Here is a 22,575-nt window from a genome sequence, read left to right on the forward strand (position 1 = left end):
CCTAGAGTCCCGCGTTCGGCGCTCCGAAGAGCGCGTCCTGCGCCGCGTCCCGGGCAAGGAGCAGGGCGCCGCGCAGCACCGCCGCGCCGCCCAGGGCCGTCGCGCGGACCTCCGTACGGAGCGGGGAGAGGGCGGCGAGTTCGGCCTCCACGCGCGCGGCGAGCGCGGCGCCGCCCTGGTGTCCGGTCTCCCCTGCCAGGACCACACAGCCGGGGTCGAGGACCGAGACGACGGCGGCCGCGCCGATGGCGAGACGGCGGGCCAGGGCGTCGAGGAAGGCGTCACGGCCCGGGGCGGGCGCCTCCCCCGGAGTCCCCGGAGCGCGGCCCGGAGCGAGCGGCTTCCCGGGAGTGTCACCCGGGGCGAGCGGTTCTCCCGGGGCGTGGTTCCCCGTCCCCGCACCCTCCGTCCAGGCGTCCCCCGACGCGAGCGCCTCCGGCGCCGTCAGGCCGTGGGCGGCGGCCAGGGACTCGACGGCCGCCGCGCAGGCCAGTTCGTGGAAGCCACCGTCGCAGCCGGTGGCCGAGGGGAGCCCCGAGGTGCCAGGCACGGGCAGGAAGCCGATCTCGCCCGCGCCGCCCGAGGCCCCGCGGCGCAGCCGCCCGCCGAGGACGACGGCCGCGCCGACGCCCTGGCCGAGCCAGAGCAGGACGAAGTCCTCGCGGTCGCGGGCCGCGCCCTCGCGCAGTTCGGCGACGGCGGCGAGGTTGGTCTCGTTCTCGACGAGGACGTGCGCGGACAGTCGTTCCTGGAGGACGCCGACGAGCCGCCGGTGCCAGGCGGGCAGCCCCGAGGAGTCGCGGAGTTCGCCGGTGTCCGGGTCGATGAGGCCGGGGGCGCCGACGGCCACGCTGTGCAGCCGGTCCGCGCCCGCCTCCTTCACGGTCCGTTCCAGGAGGGTGACCGCCTTCTCGACGGCGGGTCCGGTGTCGCTGTCGTCGCCGACGGGCACGGAGGCCTCGGCGAGGGTGGTGCCGAGGAGGTCGGCGACGGTGACGGAGACCGACCGGGTCCGTACGTCGAGGGCGGCGAGGTGCGCGCGGTCGGCGACGAGTCCGTACAGCTTGGCGTTGGGGCCCCGGCGTTCCGCTCCGGACTCCCCCACGACATGGACGAGCCCGGAACCCTGGAGCCGCTCGACGAGGTCGGCGACGGTGGGCCGGGAGAGTCCCGTGAGGGTCTTGAGCTGAGTGGCCGTCAACGGGCCTTCGTCCTGGAGCAGTCGCAGGGCGAACCGGTCGTTGATGGCTCGTGCGGTGCTCGGGGATGCGGCCATGCGGCGATCCTCTCAGACGCGTCCGGGTGGGGATGACGTCCTGCGGTCTATTTATCAGGCAGGGTTCCTGATAGTTTACGGCCGCACGATCCGGCCGCACCACCCGGCCACGCCACACCACCACCCAGGGAGGGCCCATGGCGGCGGAGACCGTCACCAGCACCGATCGCCTGCGGCGGGCGCGCTTCGCCGTCGCCGCCGTCTTCTGCGTCCACGGCTCCGTCACCGGCAGTTTCGCGACCCGCATCCCCTGGATCCAGGAGCACGCGGGCGTGAGCGCGGGTCAGCTCGGACTCGCACTCGCCTTCCCGGCCCTCGGCGCCTCCCTGGCGATGCCGCTGGCCGGGGCCGTGTCGCACCGCTTCGGCGCCCGCACCGCGCTGCGCGGACTGCTCAGCCTCTGGACGCTCGCCCTGACCCTGCCCGCGCTCGCCCCGAACATCTGGGGTCTGTGCGTCGCGCTCTTCGTGTACGGAGCGACGGCCGGCATGTCGGACGTGGCGATGAACGCGCTCGGGGTCGAGACCGAGAACCGGCTCGGGAAATCCATCATGTCGAGCCTGCACGGCATGTGGAGCGCGGGCGCCCTCATCGGCTCCGCCGCCGGTACGGTCGCCGCCCACCTCGGCGGCGACGCCCGGCTCCACCACCTGATCGCGGCCCTGGTCCTCACCGCCCTCGGCCTGGTCTTCTGCCAGGGCGTCCTGGACATGCGCAGCACGCCGGACGAGGAGCCGCCCCCGCGCTTCTCGCTGCCGCCGAAGTCCGCGCTGGTCATCGGCGCGATCGGCTTCTGCGCGGTGTTCGCGGAGGGCGCCAGCCTCGACTGGTCGGCCGTCTACCTCCGGGACGAGCTGGGCAGCTCCGCCGGGCTCGCGGCGGCCTCCACGACCGCCTTCGCGCTGACGATGACCGTGGCACGGCTGGCCGGCGACCGGGTCGTGGACCGCTTCGGGGCGGTCCGTACCGTACGGGTCGGCGGCGCCGTCGCCACCCTCGGCGGGGTCATGGTCGTCGTCGCCCCGCACGCCGCCCTCGCCATGGCCGGATTCGGTCTCATCGGGCTCGGAGTCGCGGTCGTCGTCCCGCTCGCCTTCGCGGCGGCCGGGCGCAGCGGACCGAATCCGAGCCAGGCGATCGCGGGCGTCGCGACCATCACGTACACCTCGGGGCTCATCGCCCCCTCGGCGATCGGCGGCATCGCCGACGCGACCTCGCTGGTGTTCTCGTTCGCCCTGGTCACACTGCTCGCCCTGGGGCTCGTCGTGGGTGCGGGCGTCCTGAGGTCCGGCGGGCGGGAGTCCACGCCGGCGAAGCCCGCCCCGGAGAAGGCGCCGGGTCCCGTCGGGTAGCGGTCACGGGGAGAGCGGGGCCCGGGCGGGGAGCGGGAGCCGGGGCGGACGTCCCCGGCCTCCGGCGGCGCATAGCATGTGGCTGATCTTTTGCGGTCACGACACGGCCGCCGGAACCGGAGAACGGGAGCCACCTCATGAACCTCGGCGTGCGCTGGACCTTGCACGGCGACGGGAAGACACCGGCCCCCGGAGCCGTCGTCCGCCCGGACGAACGGCTCTCCTGGCCCCGTACGGTCGGCCTCGGCGCCCAGCACGTGGTCGCCATGTTCGGGGCGTCGTTCGTGGCTCCGGTCCTCATGGGTCTCGACCCGAACCTCGCGATCATGATGTCCGGTGTCGCGACCGCGATCTTCCTCCTCGCGACCCGCGGCACCGTCCCCTCCTACCTGGGCTGCTCGCTCTCGTTCGTCGGGGTCGCCGCCGCGATCCGGGCCTCCGGCGGCACCAGCGCCACCGTGACCGGCGCGGTCCTCGTCGTCGGCGCGGTGCTCTTCCTCGCCGGTCTCGCGGTCCGGAGGTTCGGCGCGCGGATCATCCACGCGGCGATGCCGCCGATCGTGACCGGCGCCGTCGTCATGCTGATCGGCTTCAACCTGGCCCCGGTCACCGCGGCGACGTACTGGCCGCAGGACCAGTGGACGGCGCTCCTCGTGATGCTGTTCACCGGCCTCGCCGTCGTCTGTCTGCGCGGCTTCTGGTCCCGGATCGCGATCTTCCTCGGCCTGATCTTCGGCTACGGCATCTCGTGGATCTTCGACCTGGTCTTCGGCAGGATCAACTCGATGTCGCCGAGCGGCCAGGTCACCGACCACTGGCGGCTCGACCTCTCCGGTGTCTCCCAGGCCGACTGGATCGGTCTGCCCTCGTTCCACGGACCGAGCTTCGAGTGGTCCGCGATCCTGGTCGCACTGCCCGTCGTCATCGCCCTGATCGCCGAGAACGCCGGGCACGTCAAGGCGGTCGGCGAGATGACCGGCAGGCCGCTGGACGACCAGCTCGGCACCGCGATCGCCGCCGACGGCGCCGCCTCGATGCTGTCGACGGCCGTGGGCGGCCCGCCCAACACCACGTACTCCGAGAACATCGGTGTCATGGCCGCCACCCGGGTCTACTCGACGGCCGCCTACTGGGCAGCCGCCGGGTTCGCGCTGCTCTTCGGTCTCTGCCCGAAGTTCGGCGCGGTCGTCGCCGCCATCCCCGGCGGCGTCCTCGGCGGCATCACCGTGATCCTGTACGGCATGATCGGCCTGCTCGGCGCCCAGATCTGGATCAACGCCAAGGTCGACCTGCGCAACCCGCTCAACCTGGTCCCGGCCGCCGCGGGCATCATCATCGGCGTCGGCGGGGTGAAGCTGACCTTCACGGACACCTTCGAGCTGGGCGGCATCGCGCTCGGCACGATCGTCGTCATCACCGGCTACCACGTACTGCGGGCCTTCGCCCCGGCCCACCTCAAGCAGCAGGAGCCGCTGCTCGACTCCGGCACCAGCTCGTACGAGGGCACGACCGGCGAGAGCACGACCGGCGAGAGCGCCCTCGGTGAGAGCACCACGGGCGAGAGCACGTCCGGCGACGGGCCGCTGTCGAAGAACTGAGTGATTCGCCCGTTCTGGGTAAGCCGGGCCGGAGGAGTTCCCTCCCGGGCCCGACGGCTGGGAGCCTGCCCGCATGGCGCAGACCCAGCAGATCGGGCAGAGCGAGCAGACACGGCGGGTCGGGTGGCAGCCCGGCCCGTTCCTCGCGGTCGACCCCGTGGTGAAGCGGATGCGGGCCTTCCGATCGGCCTGGCATCCGGCCGACGGGGTCGCCGTCTTCAACCGGGTCTACCTGACCGTCACCGAGGAGATCGGCCACGCCATCGAGGCGGGCGGATTCGCCGACCGGCGTGCGGCGACCACCCTCGACGTGCGCTTCGCCGAGCGGTACCTGACCGCCGTCGACGCGGCCGCGACCGGCCGCCCCTCCCCCGCCTGCTGGCGGCCGCTGTTCCGCTACCGCCGCCATCCCGGCGTACGGCCGCTGCAGTTCGCGCTGGCCGGGATCAACGCCCACATCGGCCACGACCTGGCCCTCGCGGTGGTCGACACCTGCCGGGCCCTGGAGTGCGCGCCCGCCGACCTGGAGGACGAGTTCGACCGGGTCGGCGACGTCCTGGTGCTCCTGGAGGAGCGCATCCGGGAGGAACTGATGCCGGGCCCGGACCTCCTGGAGGTCGCGGACCCGCTGACCCATCTGCTCGGCTGCTGGAGCCTCGACCGGGCCCGCGACGGAGCCTGGCTCGCGGCGCGCTCGCTGTGGCAGCTGCGCGGCCTGCCCGAGCTGGCCGAGGAGTTCACGGAACGCCTCGACCGCTCGGTGGGCCTGGTCGGACGGATGCTCCTCACGCCCCTGACCAGGCCCTGAACCGCAGCCGTACGGCTCAGTCCTCGGGCAGCTCGACCGGGGCGATCTCGTCGTACACGTCGCCCGGACCCGGGTTGGTGGCGTCGGTGCCGCCGCCGAAGTGGTGCATCACGCCCCACACCGCGTTGAGCGCCGTCTGCACCGCGCCCTCGGCCCAGCCGGCCGTCCAGGAGATGTCGTCGCCCGCGAGGAAGATGCCCCGCTTGTCCTCGGGCAGCCGGTCCTGCATGAAGTGGGTGAACAGGCGCCGCTGGTAGCGGTAGTGACCGGGCAGGTTGGCCTTGAACGCGCCCATGAACCAGGGCTCGTTCTCCCAGGAGACCGTCACCGGGTTGCCGATGATGTGCTTCCGGATGTCGACCTTCGGGTAGATCTCGCCGAGCGACTTCAGCATGACCTCCATCCGCTCGTTCGCGGACAGCGGCAGCCACTTCAGGCTGTCGTCGCACCAGGTGTACGACAGGCAGATCGTGGCCGGCTTGTCCGGGCCGTCGTCCAGGAGGTACGTGCCGCGGGTCATCCGGTCGGTCAGCGTCATCGACATGACGTCACGCCCGGTCTCCTCGTCCTTGTCCAGCCAGAAGGGCCGGTCCACGGGCACGAAGAGCTTGGACGACTCCATGTAGTGGGTGCGCTCCATCGCCGTCCAGTGGTCGATCGGGAAGAGCGAGTCGTCGCAGGCGATCTTGGAGAGCAGCAGCCAGGACTGGGCGGTGAAGATCGCCGCCGGGAAGGTACGGATGTCTCCGGAGGCGTCGGTGACGGTGATCCGGTTGCCGGCGGTCCGGTTCAGCCGGGTCACGGCCGGCTTCGGCGCGCCCTCGTGCAGGGAGCTGAGCGAGGTGCCCTGCGCCCAGTGGATGATCTTCTCCGGCTCGCGCTCCCAGAGGCGCAGCGGCAGCTGCTGCGAGCCGCCGACGATGCCGCGGTGGTGGTCGTCCGCCTCGGTGTAGACGACGCGGAGGATCTCCAGGATGGAGTTGGGGAAGTCGGTGTCCCAGCCGCCGGTGCCGAAGCCGACCTGGCCGAAGATCTCGCGGTGCCGGAAGGACTTGAAGGACTCCGACTCGCAGAGGAAGCCGTAGAAGGTCTGGTTGTCGAGCTTCTCGACGAGCTTCGACCAGATCTCGCGGATGCGCGGGACGTCGCGCTCGCGCATGGCCTGGTTCATGTCGGAGAAGTCGGCGCCCTCGTCGAGGCAGGCGTTCCACGCGTTCATCACGTCGCGGTAGACCTGCGGGAGGTCGTCGACGGTGGTGGCGTAGTGCGACTCGCCCTTGAGGTCGACGACGGTCGAGGGGGTGGTCTCGGCCAGCGGGTTCGGGAAGGGCGTGGTCTCCAGGCCGACCAGGTCGATGTAGTGCTGGAGCGCGGTCGAGGAGGGCGGGAAGCGCATGGCGCCCATCTCGGCGGTGAGGCCCTCGGTGGCGGTGCCCTCGAAGCCGACGGTACGCAGCCGGCCGCCGATCTGGTCGGCCTCGTAGACGACGGGCTTGAGGCCCATCTTCATCAGCTCGTACGCGGCGATGATGCCGGAGAGCCCGCCGCCGATGACGGCGACCTCGGTGCCGTGCTCGGTCGCGGGTATCTGGCCGAGCCCGGCCGGGTGGGCCAGGAAGTCGTCGTAGGCGTACGGGAAGTCCGGACCGAACATGGTGATCGGCGGCTGGCCGTCGCTGTGGGGGACGGCGGTCGTGGGCACCGTGGACGTCATGGGGTACGGACTCCTTGCACGGAAAAAAGGGTGAGGCCTGGCGACTGCGCGAGGTGGGGCGGAGCGGTTCAGACGAGCGGACCGTAGAGGCCCGGGCGCCGGTCGCGGAGGTAGGGGTTCTCCTCGCGGGAGGCCGCGAGGAAGGCCGGGTCGACGTCGCCGAGGACGAGGTCCTCGCCTCGCCCGGCGCGAGCCCGGGCGGTTCCGTCGGGGCCCGCGAGGGTGGAGAGCCCGACGAACTCGAACTCCTTCTCCGGGCCGGTCCGGTTGGCGTACGCGATGTAGAGCTGGTTCTCGAAGGCGCGGACCGGCACCACGGAGAGGGGCACCACCTCGGCGGGGTGCATGAGCGCGGTCGGTACGAGGAGGAGGTCCGTACCGGCCAGCGCGTGCGCCCGCACGTTCTCCGGGAACTCGACGTCGTAGCAGATCATCATGCCGACGGTGAGGCCGTCGAGCTCCGTCTGGACGACGGCCCGGTCACCGGGGGTGAACCAGGTCAGCTCGAAGTCTCCGAAGAGGTGGGTCTTGCGGTACCGCATGAGCGGGACGCCGTCGGCACCGATGAGCTGCGCGGAGTTGTACAGGACCCCGTGCCGCTCGGTGTCCCGCTCCGGGTAGCCGTAGCCCACGGCCAGACCGTGGCGTACGGCGATCGCCGCTACCGCGCGGGTGGAGGGGCCGTCGGCCGGCTCGGCGAGGCGCGCGATGTCGGCGCCGATGGCGTACCCGGTGAGGAAGAGCTCGGGGGCGAGGAGCACTCCCGCCCCGGCTGCGGCGGCACGCCCCGCGGCCTCGTCGAGGATCTTGAGATTGGCGGCCACGTCACCGAGTTCGCCGGAGCTCTGGAGCAGGGCGGTGCGCAGCGCGGGCATGCGTGATCCTCGGGGGGTCGGAGTACAGGGGGAAGACGTCAAAAACGGTACGGTTTCGCGCTCGGTCGGGACAAGACGGCAGCGTTGCGGACCGACCGTCGAACCGTTGCGCGATCGGCCGTCCACGCGGCGATTCATTGCGTACGACTCCGCCCGGGGTCGCAGAAGTCCCCCGCCGCGCGGCGGAGGCGGAACCGTCCTGCGGCGCGACGCCGTGCGGCGGGCGTCGCGGAAGAGTGGTGGTCGTCCGGTTGACCTGCCGAAAGGAACCAGAAGACATGAACCGCCGCACGAAGATCACCGCCGTCGCCGCCGCTCTGCTGATCTCCGCGGGGGCGGCGGGGTCCGCCGTCGCCTCGAGCGAGGGAGGCGGTGGCGGGCACGGGAAGGGCGGGGTCCGGGAGGCCGCCGCGCTGACCGGCTCGGCCAAGCTGTACCGCCCGGCCGGTGATGACATCACGTTCGCCTTCGACGCGCATCTGTCGGCCGCGAACCGGAACGATCCGCTGGCGGCGACGGGCACCTTCCGGTACAGCCACCACAAGGACGGCGGGGGCGGTTCGGCGGACGTGAAGGTCGACTGCCTCGCGACGGGCGGCACGGTGGCCACCGTGACGGGCATCGTCACGAGGACCGACGTGCCGGGGCTGCTGCACAAGAGGGTCGGGGTGTCGGTGCACGACGACGGCCGGCACGACCGGCTCGGCTACAGCTGGCTCGCCTCGAACCCGTTGCAGGACGAGGTGCCGCCCTGCAACGCCGCGGCGCCGTACGAGCGGGTCGAGGCCGGCACCGGCGACTTCCAGGTCCTGCCGTGGAGGTTCGACTACCCGACCGAGTAGACCGCCCCACGGGGGTGGGCGGCCGAAGGGCGGTGCGGGAACCACGGCCCGCACCGCCCCGGCCCGGAGGCCCTCGCTACGCGGGCGAACCCGAGGAGAAGCGGCGCAGGAGCGGCGACAGCACCAGGACGGACTTGGTGCGCTCCACGAAGGGCTCGCCCGCGATCCGCTCCAGGACCCGCTCGAAGTGGCGCATGTCCGAGGCGAAGACCTGGACGACGGCGTCCGCGTCACCGGTGACGGTCGACGCGGACACCACCTCGGGATACCGCTCGAGACCGCGCCGGATGTCGTCCGGCGAGGTGTTGTGGCGACAGTAGATCTCGACGAAACCCTCGGTCTCCCAGCCGAGCGCCGCCGGGTCCACCCGTACGGTGAATCCGGTGATGGCGCCCTCGGCCCTGAGCCGGTCCACGCGCCGCTTCACGGCGGGGGCGGAGAGCCCGACGAGCGAGCCGATGTCGGCGTAGCTGCGGCGGGCGTCTTCCGCGAGGGCGTGGACGATGCGTTCGTCGAGGTCGTTGAGTCGCACTACGGGTGGATCACTTCTCTGCTGAGGTCTCTGCCACGGCCGGCGCGGAGGCCAGCCGGGAGCGGCGCATGCCGTACAGGAAGTAGAACACGAGGCCCGCGGCCATCCAGCAACCGAAGACCACCCAGGTGACCGAGTCGAGGCTGAACATGTTGTAGACGCAGAACAGGAAGCCCAGGATCGGGAAGGTCCAGCCGAGCGGAACGCGGAAGGTGCGGTCCATGGCCGGGCGGGTGCGGCGGAGCACGATCACCGCGATGTTGACCAGGGCGAAGGCGAACAGGGTGCCGATGCTGGTGGCGTCGACGAGCTTGCCCAGCGGGATGACCGAGGCGAGGGCGCCGCAGAACAGCGACACGAGGACGGTGTTCACCCGCGGGGTGCCGGTCTTGGCGTTGACCTTGCCGAAGACCTTGGGGACGAGGCCGTCGCGGGACATCGCGAAGAGCACGCGGGTCTGGCCGTAGAGCACGGTGAGCACGACGCTGGCGATGGAGATGACGGCGCCGGCGGCGAGCAGGGTGCCCCAGAACTTCTGGCCGCTGACGTCGTTCATGATCGCGGCGAGCGTGGCCTCGGAGCCGTCGAAGTCCTTCCAGTTCCACGCGCCGACGGCGACGGCCGCGACCAGGACGTAGAGGACCGTGACGATGAGCAGCGAGAGCATGATCGCGCGGGGCAGGTCGCGCTTCGGGTCCTTCGCCTCCTCACCGGCGGTGGAGGCGGCGTCGAAGCCGATGTACGAGAAGAAGAGGCTCGCTCCGGCGGCGCTCACGCCGGTCATGCCGAGCGGCATGAAGTCGGCGTAGTTGCCGGACTTGAAGCCCATGAAGCCGATGGCGCAGAAGAGCACCAGCGCGGCGATCTTCACGAAGACCATGATCGTGTTGACCACGGCGGACTCGCGGGCGCCGCCGAGCAGGAACACCATGGCGAGCAGCACCACGACGAGGCCGGGCAGATTGATCACGCCGCCCTCGCCCGGGGCGGAGGAGAGCACGTCGGGGATGGTGACCCCGATGGTGCCGTCGAGCAGCTCGTTGAGGTACTCGCCCCAGCCGACGGCCACGGCGGCGACCGAAACGCCGTACTCCAGGACCAGGCACCAGCCGCAGACCCAGGCGACGAGTTCGCCCATCGTTGCGTACGCGTACGAGTAGGAGGAGCCCGCGACCGGTATGGAGCCGGCCAGCTCGGCGTACGAGAGAGCGGAGAAGAGAGCCGTGAGACCGGCGATGACGAAGGCGAGGGTGACCGCGGGGCCGGCCTTCGGGACGGCGTCGCCGAGGACGACGAAGATGCCGGTGCCGAGCGTGGCACCGATGCTGATCATGGTCAGCTGCCACATGGAGAGCGAGCGGCGGAGACTGCCACCCTCGCCCTGTCCACCCTCTGCGACCAGCTGTTCCACCGGCTTGCGCCGGGTCAGTGCGCCGAGAGCGGAGGTCTTGCGGGGGGTCGATTCCTCGACCGGCGGGGCTGCGCCATGGTCCAGCACTGCGGAGGCTCCTTATCGCTGCCTGTCGTCGTGACGGGGGACCGCAGCGGTACGCGGGCATGCCGAAAGAGGCCCACGGGGGAGGGGAACCGCCGAGCAGGCGGTCCGCGCCACTCCTGGTACGAGGCATGAGCCTAAGGGGCGGAGGTTCGCACTCGTAATGCAGGGTTGTTGCGCACTGTCGAATGATCATTGCGCGCTCGGGTCGCAGACGGGGAAACATTGCGCTCCCCCGCATGAATCCACACATTGGGGGTGTGAACCGGCCTGGTGCGAGCATTGACTCCTCATGCCCCATGACCCACGCTGCGAGGCCGTGACGACCCCCCGATCGGAGGCACAGGTGGGCTGGCTCGACCCGGCGCCGTTCCTGCGCGGTACGGCCTGGCTGGACGGGAACCGGCCGGTCCGCGCCGATCCCGACGACCTGGAACGGCTGCCGTGGGACATCGCCGAGCGGGCCGCGCTGCCCATCGGCGTGCGGATCGAGTTCACGGCCGCCCCCGGCACGCGCGCGGTGCTGCTGCGCTACCGGGCGGCCGTCCCGGAGCCCGGCGACCCGCTCGCCGGACTCCGCCACTCCTTCGCCCTCTGGAGCGGTACACGGCTCGTCGGCGAGGCCTGCGCCGCCCCGGCCCCCGAGGCCACCGTCACGCTCCCGCTTCCCCCGGGCGGCGGTGTCTTCACCGTCCACCTCCCGGAAGGCCAGGCGCCGGTGCCACTGGCCCTGCGGGCCCTCGGCGGGGCCCTGTCCCCCGCCCCCGCACAACCCCGCTGGCTGGTCCACGGCGACTCGATCACCGAGGGCTGGTGGTCGACCCGCCCGGCCCTCTCCTGGCCCGCCACGGCGGGCCGGATCCTCGGCCTCGACGCGGTGAACCTCGGGTACGCGGGCGGGGCACGCGGCGAACTCCCGCTCGCCGAACACCTGGCGCGGCTCCCCGGCGACGTGATCACCCTCGCCTTCGGCACCAACTGCTGGTCGAAGGCGCCCGCGACGGCCGACTGGCTCTACGCCACCGTCCGGGCCTTCGTGGGCCTGGTCCGCCGGGGCCACCCGGACACGCCGCTGCTGATCGTCTCGCCCGTGCTCCGCCCCGCGGCCGAGCACACCCGCAACGCCCTCGGAGCGACCCTCACAGAGCTGCGCAGGGCCATGGAGCGGGCCGGGCGGGATCTGGCGGCCGAGGGCGACAGACGGCTCCTGGTCCTCCCGGGACGGCCACTGCTGGGCCCGGAGCACCTGGCCGACGGACTGCACCCGGACGACCGGGGCCACGCCAGGATCGCGGCGGCGGTCGCGGAGACCCTCGGCGGGGTCCTGGAGCCCCCGCTCAGGCGTCCGGCGCCGTGAGGTCCCTCACCAGGAAGGTGCACGGGTCGGCCTCGTCGTGCGGGTGTCCGTCCGCGTCCGTCCAGCTCCAGCGGTCCGTGTAGGCCACGACGGGCGTGTAGCCGAGGCGCGCGTACAGCGCCGCCGCCCGAGGGTTGCCGTGCCCCACACCGAGCCCCAGGAGGCTCAGGCCGCGCTCCCGCGCCAGCTCCTCGGCCGCGTGGATGAGCGCCGTGCCGATGCCCTGTCCGCGGAGGTCCGCCCGTACGTCCAGTCCGTTGAACTCCGGGCACTCCCCCGCCACGGCCCGCACCTCGGGGGCGGCGCAGCCGTCCCAGCGGACCTGTCCGTGGCCGACGGGCAGCCCGTCCCGCCAGGCGAGGAGGTACGTGCCCGCCCCGGCCTGCTGGCGCGCGAACCGGTCAGCGTGGCGCGCCGGCGCCCCGGGCGCGGGAAGGTGCCGGTCGAGCAGGGACAGGTCGGCGGCGCGGCAGGGCCGGATCTCCGTGGGGTCCGCAGGGTCCATGCGGCGACCGTACGGGACGACGGCGGGCCCCCGGGAAGGATTTCCCGGGGGCCCGCTCATGTCACGACGTGACGGGACTAGCTCCAGCTGGCGTGCAGCGGCTTGCCCTCGGCGTAGCCCGCGGCGGACTGGATGCCGATCACGGCCTTCTCCTCGAACTCGGCGAGCGAGCCGGCACCGGCGTAGGTGCAGGAGGAGCGGACGCCCGCGATGATCGAGTCGATCAGGTCCTCGACGCCCGGACGGGCCGGGTCGAGGAACATGCGCGAGGTGGAGATGCCCTCCTCGAAGAGACCCTTGCGGGCGCGGTCGTAGGCCGACTCCTCGCTCGTGCGGTTCTGCACGGCGCGGGCCGAGGCCATGCCGAAGGACTCCTTGTACGGACGGCCGTCGGCGGTGTGCTGCAGGTCGCCCGGGGACTCGTACGTCCCGGCGAACCAGGAGCCGATCATCACGTTGGACGCACCGGCGGCGAGCGCCATGGCGACATCGCGCGGGTGCCGGACGCCGCCGTCGGCCCACACGTGCTTGCCGAACTTCGCGGCCTCGGCGGCGCACTCCAGGACGGCGGAGAACTGCGGGCGGCCGACGCCGGTCATCATGCGCGTGGTGCACATGGCGCCGGGACCCACACCGACCTTGATGATGTCCGCGCCGGCCTCGATGAGGTCGCGGACGCCCTCGGCGGCGACGATGTTGCCGGCGACGATCGGGACGTGCGGGTCGAGGGCGCGCACGGCCTTGATCGCGGCGATCATCGACTCCTGGTGACCGTGCGCCGTGTCGATGACGAGCGTGTCGACGCCCGCGTCGAGGAGCTGCTTGGCCTTGCCGACGAAGTCGCCGTTGATGCCGACGGCGGCGGCGATGCGCAGCTTGCCCTCGGCGTCGGTGGCCGGGGTGTACAGGGTCGCGCGGAGGGCGCCCTTGCGGGTCAGGATGCCGACCAGACGGCCGTCCTTGTCCACGGCCGGGGCGTAGCGGCGGTTCGCGTGGTCGAGCGTGTTGAACGCGTCGCGCGGCTCGATGTCGGCGTCGAGGAGCAGCAGGTCCTTCGACATGACCTCGGAGAGCTGCGTGAAGCGGTCCACCCCGGTCAGGTCCGCGTCGGTGACGACACCGACCGGACGCCGGTCCTCGTCGACGACGACGGCGGCGTCGTGCGCCCGCTTGGGCAGCAGCGAGAGCGCGTCGGCGACGGTCTGGTGGGGGGCGAGGACGATCGGGGTGTCGAGCACGTGGTGACGGCTCTTGACCCACGAGATGACGTCGGTGACGACCTCGATAGGGATGTCCTGCGGGATGACGACCAGTCCGCCCCGGCGGGCGACGGTCTCGGCCATGCGGCGGCCGGCGATGGCGGTCATGTTCGCCACGACCAGCGGGATCGTGGTCCCGGTTCCGTCCGGCGAGGAGAGGTCCACCGCCTGGCGGGAACCGACGGCCGAGCGGCTCGGCACCATGAACACATCGTCGTACGTCAGGTCGTAGGGCGGCTTGACGTCATTGAGGAAACGCACGTGCTGACATCCCAGTCGTTCGGATCGGCCCCTAGGCATTTCAGCCAGGGGAAAAAGCACGTAGTTCATTGTCCCACGTCTGTACGAATACCAGTCCAGGGCGAATCATCCGAGGCTCCCGGCAGGGGCTTCGTCGGATCCTCCGAAAGCCGCCCCCAGGGCGACGAGAACCGTGAGGCGGCCGGGGCGCTGGTCCACGGCTGTGGCGAAGACGTCCTGGGCGGTCCGCCACTCGCGCGGGCGCGTCCCGGCGTACTCCCGCCAGCCGGTGACGACGAGGGTGACCGGCTCGGGCAGATCGGTGAGGCAGTCGGCGAGGGCGTCCCAGTTGCGGCCGAACCAGTCGGGCAGGGCGAGGACGGCGGCGCACCGGTCCATGAGTCCGGCCTTGTCCGTGACGCCCGTCAGATCGAGCACGACGGGATCGTCAATCCTCATCCGTGATCACCTCCCGGAAGCTCTCGTAGTGGTCGTCGGTCCAGTAGATCTCGCCGCCCCGCCCGGTGACGATCCGGCGCGCCCCGCGGTCGCGTTCGCCGGGGGTCCGCACGGTGTACTCGCGGTAGTAGCCGCGCTGCTCGCGGGGCAGGAGCCGCTCGAAGTTGCCGAAGACGGCGCCGTCCTTGGCGTACGGGTAGGGGCCGCCGCGCGCGATGAGGCCGAGGGTCTTCCGCGCCTCGGGCGGCAGGTCGGCGGCCCGCACGGTGGGCAGTCCGGAGGTGCCGGTGGGCGCGGAGGCCCCGGCCGTGGCGCCGGCGGTGGTGCGGGCGGGTGCGACCGGTCCGGCACCGCCGCCCGACGAGGAGCACCCGGCCAGGAAGACGCAGAGGACGAGCGCGAGGAGCACGCGCGAGGGCCGGAGCGGGGCGAGCACGCGCGAGGGCCGGAGCAGCATGTCCCGCAACATACCGTTACGGGATGGCTCAGGCCCTCGATCGACTCGGTCCGCGGCGTCCTCGCTCAGACGCCGTCCGGGTCCGTCCGGTCGAGCGCCGGGTGGGTACCCGGGCTGGACTCGGTGAGCAGGTAGTCCGCCGCGGCGCGGTCGGTGACCAGGCTGGTGACGAGGCCCGAGCGGAGCACCGCGCCGATCGCCGCCGCCTTGCGCTGGCCGCCCGCGATGGCGACGACCTCGGGGATCCGGCGCAGCCGGTCCGCCTCGACGGTGATGCAGCGCTCGCCCAGGTCACGGCCGACCCGGCGGCCCTCGGCGTCGAAGAGGTGCGCGGACATCTCGGCGGCGACGCCGAGCGAGGCGTAGTGGGCGCGCTCCTCGTCCGAGAGCATGTCGTGGACGGTGGAGATGCCCGGCTCCCAGGAGCCGATGGAGACGCAGGCGACGGTCACCTTGTCGAAGTACTCGAAGGCCCGCGCGATACCGGTCTGGCCGCGCAGCGCGGCCGCGGTCGCCGGGTCCGGCAGCAGCATGGGCGCGTAGATCGGGTGCGCCTCGCCGCCGGAGACCTGCGCGGCACGGCGGACGGCCTCGACGGAGCCGCGCTCGGCGGTCCCGGCGTCGTACACACCGGTGAGCTGGACGACGGTGCACGGGGGCAGCCGGTCGAGCGCCGCCGCCATGTGGATGGTGGAGCGCCCCCAGGCGAGGCCCAGGACGTCGCCCTCGGTGACCAGCTCGCCGAGCAGGTCGGCCGCGACCTCGCCGAGGTTCTCGGGGTCGGGCGACTCGTCCTCGCCCTCCGCCGGGGACTCGACGACGACGGCGTGGCGGAGCCCGTAGCGGGCGCGGAGCGCGTCGGAGCGCTCGGCGTCCAGCTCGGCCGGTACGCGGATCTCGATGCGTACGAGATCGCGCTCCAGGGCGGTCTCCAGGACCCGGGCCACCTTGAAGCGGCTCACGCCGAACTCCTCGGCGATCTGGATCTTCGACTTGCCCTCGAGGTAGAAGCGGCGGGCCATGGCCGCCGCCTGCACCAGCTCCGCGGGGCCCATCCGCAGGGCTGACCGTCCCGCCGACATACCCGCCACCGCGATCTCCTCACCTGTTCACATACCGCTGTTCACGTACCGACGTCGATCTACCGCTGTTCGCGTACCGCTGTCGTTCACACTCTGGACTCGCCGTCCATCCTGTCAGATACGGCGGGCCTTGATCAGTCCTGTCGGCGGCCCGACGGACCGCGTTCATCAGCCGGAGGCTCAGTGGCCACACGCCCACGGGGCGACGGCCGTCACGGCCTCCGCGCGGGTCCGCAGCGAGGCGACGGCGGCGGCCGGGTCGGCCGCGCCGTAGACCGCGGAACCCGCCACGAAGACATCGGCGCCGGCCTCCGCGCACCGCTCGATCGTGGATTCGGAGACCCCGCCGTCGACCTGCAGCCAGAGCTCCAGACCGTGCTTGGAGATCAGCTCACGGGTGCGCCGGATCTTGGGCAGCATGATGTCGAGGAAGGCCTGGCCACCGAAGCCGGGCTCGACGGTCATGATCAGCAGCATGTCGAGCTCGGGGAGCAGGTCCTCGTACGGCTCGATGGGCGTGGCCGGCTTGAGCGCCATCGAGGCGCGCGCACCCTTGGCCCGGATCTCGCGCGCGAGCCGGACCGGCGCGGCGGCCGCCTCGACGTGGAAGGTGACCGAACCGGCACCCGCCTCGACGTACTGGGGCGCCCAGCGGTCGGGGTCCTCGATCATCAGATGGCAGTCGAGGGGGGTCTCGGTCGCGCGGGCGAGCGACTCCACGATCGGCACACCCAGGGTCAGGTTGGGCACGAAGTGGTTGTCCATCACGTCGACGTGGAGCCAGTCGGCCCCGTCGACGGCCTTCGCCTCATCGGCGAGCCGGGCGAAGTCCGCGGACAGAATGCTGGGGTTGATCTGCGCCATGAGCCAAGCCTCCCACGTTCTTGGGTACTTCTTTGCCGCCGAGCGGTTTCGGATGCGGTCCAGACCATTTTCGGTGCGAAGCGACGAGTCGGGACCGGCGCAGACCGGGAGATTACGGTCAGGTGATCGAAGGGTCGGCGGGCCGCGAGGTCACGCCGTGCGACGGATGAGCGCCAGATACATGGCGTCCGTCCCGTGCAGATGCGGCCAGAGCTGGAGATCCGGGCCGTCACCGAGCGCCGGTACGCCCGGCAGCAGCGGGCGGGCGTCGATCAGCTCGCCGCCGCCGACCTTCTTCAGGACGTCGTCGACGACCACCCGGGTCTCGGCGAGGTGCGGGGAGCAGGTCGCGTACCCCACGACGCCGCCCACGCGGACCGCGGCGAGCGCCTCGGTGAGCAGGGCGCGCTGGAGCGGCGCGAAGCCGTCCAGGTCCTCGGGGCGACGGCGCCAGCGGGCCTCGGGCCGCCGGCGCAGGGCGCCGAGGCCCGAGCAGGGCACGTCCATGAGGACCCGGTCGAAGGAACCGGGGCGCCACGGCGGACGGGTGCCGTCGGCGGCGATGACCTGGTAGGGGCCGGGATTGCCGGCGAGGGCTCGCTCGACGAGGCGCGCGCGGTGCGGCTGCTTCTCGGAGGCGAGCAGGGCGGCGCCCCGCTCGGAGGCGAGGGCCGCCAGGAGCGCGGCCTTGCCTCCCGGGCCCGCGCAGCCGTCGAGCCAGCGCGCGTCGGAGCCCTCGACGGGGGCGTTGGCCAGGGCGATCGCGACGAGCTGGCTGCCTTCGTCCTGGACGCCGGCCCGGCCGTCCTTGACCGCCTCGATGGCGCCGGGCTCGCCGCCCTCGGCCATCCGCACGGCGAACGGCGACCAGCGGCCCGGCAGGGTCTCGGTGGCCTCGGCGAGCTCCTCGGTGGTGGAGCGGCCGGGACGGGCGACGAGGGTGACCTCAGGGCGCTCGTTGTCGGCCTCCAGGAGGTCCTCGATCCCCGCGCGGCCGCCGCCGAGGGAGTCCCAGAGCGCCGAGACGACCCAGCGGGGGTGCGAGTGGACGACGGCCAGATGGTCCTCCGGGTCCGCGTCGTACGGCGGGGCCACCTGCGCGACCCAGGCGTCGAGGTCCTGCTGCGAGATCTTCCGCAGCACGGCGTTCACGAACTTGGCCCGACCGTCGCCGAGCACGACCCGCGCCAGCTCGACGCTGGCGGAGACGGCGGCGTGGGTGGGGATCCGGGTGCCGAGGAGCTGGTGGGCGCCGAGCGCGAGCACGTCGAGCACGGGCGGGTCGACCTCGCGCAGCGGCCGGTCGATGCAGGCCGCGATGATCGCGTCGTACGTGCCCTGGCGGCGCAGCGTCCCGTAGACCAGCTCGGTCGCGAGCGCCGCGTCCCGGCCGTCGAAGTTCCCGCCCTCGCGGGCCTTCTTGAGGAGCGGCGGCAGCACCAGGTTCGCGTAGGCGTCCCGCTCGTCCACCGCCCTCAGCGCCTCGAAGGCAAGCATCCGGACGGGGTCCTTCTGGGGCCGCCGGTAGGGCTTGTGGGGACGGCGACGTGCCTGCTCGCTCAAAGGTGCTCCGCGTGACGAAATGACGAGGTCGAACCCCCCAAGCCTACGTCCGCCGCGCCCCCGCCCGCTCCAGGGCCCGGGGGACCGCGCCGCCCGCCGGCGCCGGGGCGCGCGGGGCCCCGTCGGCACGCGCCCCGTGGCGGGTGCCGTCGGGGCTCAAACCCCGAGGACCTCGCCCGGCGCGATGCGCACGCCACGGGCCCAGTCGGCGGCCTTCATCGGCTTCTTGCCCTGGGGCTGGACCCAGAGCAGCTCGACGGCGTACGAGCCGGTGCCCGCGTACACGTTGTTCTTGCCCGCGGCGAGCTCCCCCGGGGCCAGGTCGGTGCGGTCGGGCAGCGGGGTGACCTGGATCAGCTTGAGGCGCTCGCCCCGGAACACCGTCCAGGCGCCGGGGGCCGGGGTGCAGCCGCGGACCACGCGGTCCACCCGCAGCGCGGGGGCGGCGAAGTCGACGTGGGCGTCCTCGACCTGGATCTTCGGAGCGAGGGTGATCCCTTCGACCGGCTGCGGCACGGCCTGGAGAGATCCGTCCTCGATGCCGTCCATGGTGGCGGCGAGCAGCCCGGCACCCGCGAAGGCGAGCCGGGTGAGCAGGTCGCCGCTGGTGTCGGTCGGCCGGACGTCCTCGGTGACCACGCCGTACACCGGACCCGAGTCCAGGCCCTCCTCGATCAGGAAGGTGGACGCGCCCGTGACCTGGTCGCCCGCCATCAGCGAGTGCTGCACGGGGGCCGCGCCGCGCCAGGCCGGCAGCAGCGAGAAGTGCAGGTTGACCCAGCCCCGGGCGGGGATGTCGAGGGCGACCTTGGGCAGCAGCGCGCCGTAGGCGACGACCGGACAGCAGTCCGGGGCGATCTCCCGCAGCCGGGCGAGGAAGTCCTCGTCACGGGGCCTGGCCGGCTTCAGGACCTCGATCCCGGCCTCCTCCGCCCGCTGGGCCACCGGACTGGCGACCAGCCGCCGGCCGCGCCCCGCCGGGGCGTCCGGCCGGGTGACGACAGCGGCGACCTCGTGCCGGCCGGAGGCGAGCAGGGCGTCCAGGGCGGGAACGGCGACCTCGGGGGTGCCTGCGAAGACGAGCTTCATGAGTGGCGACTGCCTGTCTCTCCGGGGGCTTTACGGGCAGCGCACCAGTCTAGGTCCTGTCGTCGGACTCCCGTCGTCGCCCGGAGGCCGGCCCCGCGGCGTCGGCTGCGTGCTGCCGGCGCCGGACCCCGCGGCGTCAGGTGCGTGCTCCCGCCGCCGGTGAGAGAGGGGGCGTACGAGCGGTCGAGCGCCCCGCGCATATGCGTGTACGCCCCCGCAGCGTGACCCAACCCCGGGTGGCGCGTTGGTCAAGAGAGATTGACCGAATCGGGTCGCCGTTCCCCCCTGCGGCCCTTCCCCTTACATGCCGGTTCGAGAGGCTTTCACATGGCCGACCACGCAACCCACGACGCCCAGGCTCGGGCGAGTCTGCACCTGTTGGTGCGGGACATCGAGCGGGTCCGGCGGCAGGTGGACGCACTGCGCACGCTCACGGCCCAGCTGGGCAATGTCTACCGCCCTCGCCGCTCCGGCCCGTCCACGGGCTTCGTCGTCTACGGGCGGGCCCCCGCCCCCACCGTTCGTCTCGCGCAGGAGCTGCGGGACAGTGTCGAGACCCTGGTGACCGCGGCGGTCGACTTCGACCGCTCGCTCGGGTTCTCCTGGGACGCGGTGGGCTCCGCGCTCGGAGTCACCAAGCAGGCCGTCCACCGCCGTTACGGTGCCCGGCGCGCCCCCCAGCCGGGCGTCGGCCTCGACCAGGACCCGATCGTGGAGCCGAGCGCGCCCCGCACGCTCCCCTCGGTGCCCGCCGCCCGCTCGATGCCCCCGCAGCCGACCTCGGGCAGCGCCTCCCTCCGCGAGGAGCCGCGGACCTCGGCCTTCCCCGGTCCCCGCAACGGCTGACCCGCCCACGCCGTACGGCCGCCCGTCCCCCAGGGGGCGGGCGGCCGTCCCATGTGGGGCGGGGCGGCACCGGGCAGCCGTCCCCATGAGGCTCTCCCGCGTACGGCCGTCCCGGGTGCCCGGGTGACCGCCCCGCCGTCGGCTGTCAGCCGATGTCCGGCGGGTCCACCCGGATCCGCACCGGGTCCCCGCCGCCCCGTGTCATCCGCGCCGCCCTGGCCTGCTTGAGCGCGGTCGCCAGGGCCGCGCCGCTGCCCGGCGGGACCCGGACCAGGGCACGCTCCCACTGCTCGCCCGGCGGCGGGTCCCCCGGCCTCCGGGGTCCGCCGGGGCGGACCACCGGCAGCGGCACCGGGCCGAGCACCTCGGCGTCGGCGGGCAGCCCGGCCGCCGCGAGCAGACCTGCGACGGCCTCCGGCGGCCCGGTGACCGCGGCCATCCGGGAGACCGGCGGGAAGCCCAGCTCGGCCCGCTCGGCCAGCTCGCGCTGGGCGTGCCCGACCGGGTCCCACCGGACGAGCGCCTGGACGGGCCGGAGCGTGGGCTCGGCGACGACGACCACCGTGCCGCCCTCGGGCTGGCCCCGCACCAGCGAGGCCGCGTCGATCCAGCGGCGCAGGGCCTCCTCGCCCGCGCGCAGATCGGGCCGGCCGAGCATGGCCCAGCCGTCGAGGAGCAGCGCGGCCGCGTAGCCGCCCTCCGCGACCGGCTCGGCCCCGGGGGTGCAGACCACGAGCGCGGGACGCCCGGGCACGGTGTCCAGGATGTGGTCCCGCCCCGAGGTCCTCACCGGGACCGCCGGGAACGCCCGGCCGAGTTCCTCCGCCGTCCGGCGCGCGCCGACGACCTGGGCCCGCAGCCGGGTCGCGCCGCACTCCACGCAGTGCCAGTCGGAGGCCCCGCGCCCGCACCAGCCGCAGTGCAGCTCCTGCTGCTCGGGGGCCTCCAGGGGCCCGGCGCAGTGACGGCAGCGGGCGGGCGTACGGCACCGCTCGCAGGCGAGTCGCGGTACGTATCCCCGGCGGGGCACCTGGACCAGGACGGGACCGGTCCTGAGCCCCTCGCGCACGGTCTGCCAGGCCAGTGAGGGCAGCCGGGCCGCGCGCGCGGCCTCGTCACGGGCCAGTTCGCCGTCGCCCACGGTCCGGATCAGGGGGGCGGCCCGGCGGACCTGCTCGCGTCCGGCGAAGAGCGCCTTGGCCCAGCCGGACTCGACGAGCTGGGCGGCCTCGACCGTGCAGCCGGTACTGCCGAGGAGGAAGGCGCAGCGGTCGTGGGCGGCGCGGAGCAGCAGGACCTCGCGGGCGTGCGGCTGCGGGGCGTGCGGCTCGCTGTGGCTGCCGTCACCGTCGTCCCAGATGACGACGAGACCGAGGTCGCGGACGGGGGCGAACATCGCGGCCCGGGTGCCGACGACCGCGCGTACCGCGCCGCGCCGTACGGCGAGCCACTGCGCGTACCGCTTCTCGGGGCCCGCCTCGGCGGTGAGCAGGGCGTGCCGCCCCTCGCCCAGGACGGTGGTGAGGGCCGCGTCGACGCGCCCCGCCGCGCGCCCGTCGGGGACGACGACCAGGGCGCCCCGGCCTGAGGCCAGGGCGGCGCCGACGGCCCGGGCGATCTCCTCGGCCCAGTGCGGTCCCGGGAGCGCGTTCCAGACGGCCCGGGGCGACCCGCCGCGCGCGAGGGAGTCGAGGAACGCGGGCCCCCGCTCGTACCGGGTCCAGCTTTCCGGCTCCGGCGCGGCCGGCGGTGGCAGCGGCTCCGGCGAGGGGCGGCCCTCGGCACGGGCGCTGCGCGGCGGCACGGCGAGCTGGAGCACGTCGGCGAGGCTTCCGGCGTACCGGTCGGCGACGGCGCGGGCGAGTCCGAGCAGTTCGGGTCCGAGGACCGGTTCCGGGGAGACGACGTCGGCGAGCGCGGCCAGGGGGCCGGAGTAGTCGGAGGTGGCCCGGCGCTCGACGAGGAAGCCGTCGATGAGCCGTCCGCCCTCCCGGCGTCCGTTCTTGACCTGGTGCGCCCCCGCGCCGAACCGCACCCGGACTCGCACGCCCGGCCGGGCGGCCTCGTCGAGCTCTTCGGGGACCGCGTAGTCGAAGAACTGGTCGAGATGGAGCGATCCCTTGTTCACCACGACGCGCGCGACGGGCAGTTCCTTGGCCAGCGCCGCCCCGCGCCAGGTCCGCGGCTTGGCGCGGGGCACCTTCGCCTGCCGCACGGTCTCCCGGATGAGCGCGAGCTGCTCGGGTTCAGCGGTCTCGTCGGGATTCTCTTTCTCGCTGCTCACAGCCCCATACCTACCAGACGCCACCGACAGTCGGACATGCCGAAGCCCGGCACCGCGAGGGGTGCCGGGCTTCGGTCG

At 73.2% G+C, this 22,575-nt stretch carries 20 protein-coding genes; 6 read left to right on the forward strand and 14 right to left on the reverse strand.

What is annotated here, in order from left to right; all coding sequences use genetic code 11:
- Position 1: 1 nt before the first annotated feature.
- Positions 2-1,276: an ROK family transcriptional regulator gene (locus tag OG392_RS06840; RefSeq protein ID WP_329276660.1), complete on the reverse strand. Its 1,275-nt coding sequence runs from the start codon at positions 1,274-1,276 to the stop codon at positions 2-4.
- A 137-nt stretch (positions 1,277-1,413) separates the two neighbouring features.
- Between OG392_RS06840 and OG392_RS06845 the strand changes: the two genes are divergently transcribed.
- The 3 genes from OG392_RS06845 to OG392_RS06855 all read left to right on the forward strand — a co-directional run bounded on the left by OG392_RS06845 (position 1,414) and on the right by OG392_RS06855 (position 5,034).
- A complete protein-coding gene (locus tag OG392_RS06845; protein WP_329276662.1) occupies positions 1,414-2,628 on the forward strand; it encodes an MFS transporter in 1,215 nt (404 codons plus the stop codon).
- A gap of 137 nt (positions 2,629-2,765) precedes the next feature.
- Positions 2,766-4,226 carry a uracil-xanthine permease family protein gene (locus OG392_RS06850; protein ID WP_329276664.1) on the forward strand — a complete coding sequence of 487 codons (1,461 nt, stop codon included), beginning with the start codon at positions 2,766-2,768 and terminating at the stop codon, positions 4,224-4,226.
- A gap of 73 nt (positions 4,227-4,299) precedes the next feature.
- Positions 4,300-5,034 carry a DUF5995 family protein gene (locus OG392_RS06855; protein ID WP_329276666.1) on the forward strand — a complete coding sequence of 245 codons (735 nt, stop codon included), beginning with the start codon at positions 4,300-4,302 and terminating at the stop codon, positions 5,032-5,034.
- A 16-nt stretch (positions 5,035-5,050) separates the two neighbouring features.
- Here OG392_RS06855 and OG392_RS06860 read toward each other — a convergent pair whose 3' ends face one another.
- Complete coding sequence (locus tag OG392_RS06860; RefSeq protein ID WP_329276668.1) at positions 5,051-6,748, reverse strand: flavin monoamine oxidase family protein; 1,698 nt, start codon at positions 6,746-6,748, stop codon at positions 5,051-5,053.
- A 68-nt stretch (positions 6,749-6,816) separates the two neighbouring features.
- Entirely contained in the window at positions 6,817-7,623 is an 807-nt protein-coding gene (locus tag OG392_RS06865; protein ID WP_329276670.1) for a carbon-nitrogen hydrolase family protein, read from the reverse strand.
- 278 nt (positions 7,624-7,901) lie between these two features.
- Between OG392_RS06865 and OG392_RS06870 the strand changes: the two genes are divergently transcribed.
- Positions 7,902-8,465, forward strand: coding sequence for a Repetin (locus OG392_RS06870; protein ID WP_329276672.1), 564 nt, complete (start codon positions 7,902-7,904; stop codon positions 8,463-8,465).
- A gap of 76 nt (positions 8,466-8,541) precedes the next feature.
- Here the strand turns inward: OG392_RS06870 and OG392_RS06875 are convergent, their stop codons facing one another.
- Positions 8,542-8,997 carry an Lrp/AsnC family transcriptional regulator gene (locus OG392_RS06875; RefSeq protein WP_015032260.1) on the reverse strand — a complete coding sequence of 152 codons (456 nt, stop codon included), beginning with the start codon at positions 8,995-8,997 and terminating at the stop codon, positions 8,542-8,544.
- 10 nt (positions 8,998-9,007) lie between these two features.
- Entirely contained in the window at positions 9,008-10,495 is a 1,488-nt protein-coding gene (locus OG392_RS06880; protein ID WP_329276675.1) for an amino acid permease, read from the reverse strand.
- Positions 10,496-10,838: 343 nt separating this feature from the next.
- Here OG392_RS06880 and OG392_RS06885 point away from each other — a divergent pair, with 343 nt between their 5' ends.
- Positions 10,839-11,849 carry a GDSL-type esterase/lipase family protein gene (locus OG392_RS06885; RefSeq protein ID WP_329287108.1) on the forward strand — a complete coding sequence of 337 codons (1,011 nt, stop codon included), beginning with the start codon at positions 10,839-10,841 and terminating at the stop codon, positions 11,847-11,849.
- On the opposite strand, the gene OG392_RS06890 is transcribed toward OG392_RS06885, so the two are convergent.
- The 8 genes from OG392_RS06890 to fmt form a co-directional block, all read right to left on the reverse strand.
- Positions 11,830-12,354, reverse strand: a complete 525-nt coding sequence (locus OG392_RS06890) for a GNAT family N-acetyltransferase (protein ID WP_329276676.1) — start codon at positions 12,352-12,354, stop codon at positions 11,830-11,832. The genes OG392_RS06885 and OG392_RS06890 overlap by 20 nt on opposite strands.
- Before the next feature lie 77 nt (positions 12,355-12,431).
- Positions 12,432-13,874 carry a GuaB1 family IMP dehydrogenase-related protein gene (locus tag OG392_RS06895; RefSeq protein ID WP_329276679.1) on the reverse strand — a complete coding sequence of 481 codons (1,443 nt, stop codon included), beginning with the start codon at positions 13,872-13,874 and terminating at the stop codon, positions 12,432-12,434.
- A 105-nt stretch (positions 13,875-13,979) separates the two neighbouring features.
- A complete protein-coding gene (locus OG392_RS06900) occupies positions 13,980-14,312 on the reverse strand; it encodes a barstar family protein (RefSeq protein WP_329276681.1) in 333 nt (110 codons plus the stop codon).
- Positions 14,302-14,769, reverse strand: a complete 468-nt coding sequence (locus OG392_RS06905) for a ribonuclease domain-containing protein (protein WP_329276683.1) — start codon at positions 14,767-14,769, stop codon at positions 14,302-14,304. Before OG392_RS06905 ends, OG392_RS06900 begins: the two co-directional genes overlap by 11 nt.
- A 65-nt stretch (positions 14,770-14,834) precedes the next feature.
- The gene (locus tag OG392_RS06910) at positions 14,835-15,851 is read right to left on the reverse strand and encodes a sugar-binding transcriptional regulator (RefSeq protein WP_329287110.1); all 1,017 of its coding nucleotides are present in this window, start codon (positions 15,849-15,851) and stop codon (positions 14,835-14,837) included.
- A gap of 180 nt (positions 15,852-16,031) precedes the next feature.
- Positions 16,032-16,715 carry a ribulose-phosphate 3-epimerase gene (rpe, locus tag OG392_RS06915; protein ID WP_329276685.1) on the reverse strand — a complete coding sequence of 228 codons (684 nt, stop codon included), beginning with the start codon at positions 16,713-16,715 and terminating at the stop codon, positions 16,032-16,034.
- A 150-nt stretch (positions 16,716-16,865) separates the two neighbouring features.
- Positions 16,866-18,278: an RsmB/NOP family class I SAM-dependent RNA methyltransferase gene (locus OG392_RS06920; RefSeq protein WP_329276687.1), complete on the reverse strand. Its 1,413-nt coding sequence runs from the start codon at positions 18,276-18,278 to the stop codon at positions 16,866-16,868.
- Between the two features lie 156 nt (positions 18,279-18,434).
- Positions 18,435-19,367: a methionyl-tRNA formyltransferase gene (fmt, locus tag OG392_RS06925; protein WP_329276688.1), complete on the reverse strand. Its 933-nt coding sequence runs from the start codon at positions 19,365-19,367 to the stop codon at positions 18,435-18,437.
- A gap of 327 nt (positions 19,368-19,694) precedes the next feature.
- On the opposite strand from fmt, the gene OG392_RS06930 reads away from it, so the two are divergent.
- Positions 19,695-20,213 (forward strand): hypothetical protein, encoded by a 519-nt coding sequence (locus OG392_RS06930; protein WP_329276689.1) that lies wholly within the window; start codon positions 19,695-19,697, stop codon positions 20,211-20,213.
- Positions 20,214-20,358: 145 nt separating this feature from the next.
- Here the strand turns inward: OG392_RS06930 and OG392_RS06935 are convergent, their stop codons facing one another.
- On the reverse strand, positions 20,359-22,497 hold the full coding sequence (locus OG392_RS06935) for a primosomal protein N' (protein ID WP_329276690.1): 2,139 nt from the start codon (positions 22,495-22,497) through the stop codon (positions 20,359-20,361).
- Between the last annotated feature and the right edge of the window lie 78 nt (positions 22,498-22,575).

This window comes from Streptomyces sp. NBC_00691 (genome assembly GCF_036226665.1).
Classification (GTDB): domain Bacteria; phylum Actinomycetota; class Actinomycetes; order Streptomycetales; family Streptomycetaceae; genus Streptomyces.

What these genes read in the sequence shown, in the direction of transcription:
- fmt (WP_329276688.1), bottom strand. Translation starts at nt 19,367, where the DNA reads ATGAAGCTCGTCTTCGCAGGCACCCCCGAGGTCGCCGTTCCCGCCCTG.
- OG392_RS06855 (WP_329276666.1), top strand. Translation starts at nt 4,300, where the DNA reads ATGGCGCAGACCCAGCAGATCGGGCAGAGCGAGCAGACACGGCGGGTC.
- OG392_RS06930 (WP_329276689.1), top strand. Translation starts at nt 19,695, where the DNA reads ATGGCCGACCACGCAACCCACGACGCCCAGGCTCGGGCGAGTCTGCAC.
- OG392_RS06860 (WP_329276668.1), bottom strand. Translation starts at nt 6,748, where the DNA reads ATGACGTCCACGGTGCCCACGACCGCCGTCCCCCACAGCGACGGCCAG.
- OG392_RS06840 (WP_329276660.1), bottom strand. Translation starts at nt 1,276, where the DNA reads ATGGCCGCATCCCCGAGCACCGCACGAGCCATCAACGACCGGTTCGCC.
- OG392_RS06870 (WP_329276672.1), top strand. Translation starts at nt 7,902, where the DNA reads ATGAACCGCCGCACGAAGATCACCGCCGTCGCCGCCGCTCTGCTGATC.
- OG392_RS06905 (WP_329276683.1), bottom strand. Translation starts at nt 14,769, where the DNA reads ATGCTGCTCCGGCCCTCGCGCGTGCTCGCCCCGCTCCGGCCCTCGCGC.
- OG392_RS06900 (WP_329276681.1), bottom strand. Translation starts at nt 14,312, where the DNA reads ATGAGGATTGACGATCCCGTCGTGCTCGATCTGACGGGCGTCACGGAC.
- OG392_RS06890 (WP_329276676.1), bottom strand. Translation starts at nt 12,354, where the DNA reads ATGGACCCTGCGGACCCCACGGAGATCCGGCCCTGCCGCGCCGCCGAC.
- rpe (WP_329276685.1), bottom strand. Translation starts at nt 16,715, where the DNA reads ATGGCGCAGATCAACCCCAGCATTCTGTCCGCGGACTTCGCCCGGCTC.
- OG392_RS06850 (WP_329276664.1), top strand. Translation starts at nt 2,766, where the DNA reads ATGAACCTCGGCGTGCGCTGGACCTTGCACGGCGACGGGAAGACACCG.
- OG392_RS06910 (WP_329287110.1), bottom strand. Translation starts at nt 15,851, where the DNA reads ATGTCGGCGGGACGGTCAGCCCTGCGGATGGGCCCCGCGGAGCTGGTG.
- OG392_RS06845 (WP_329276662.1), top strand. Translation starts at nt 1,414, where the DNA reads ATGGCGGCGGAGACCGTCACCAGCACCGATCGCCTGCGGCGGGCGCGC.
- OG392_RS06865 (WP_329276670.1), bottom strand. Translation starts at nt 7,623, where the DNA reads ATGCCCGCGCTGCGCACCGCCCTGCTCCAGAGCTCCGGCGAACTCGGT.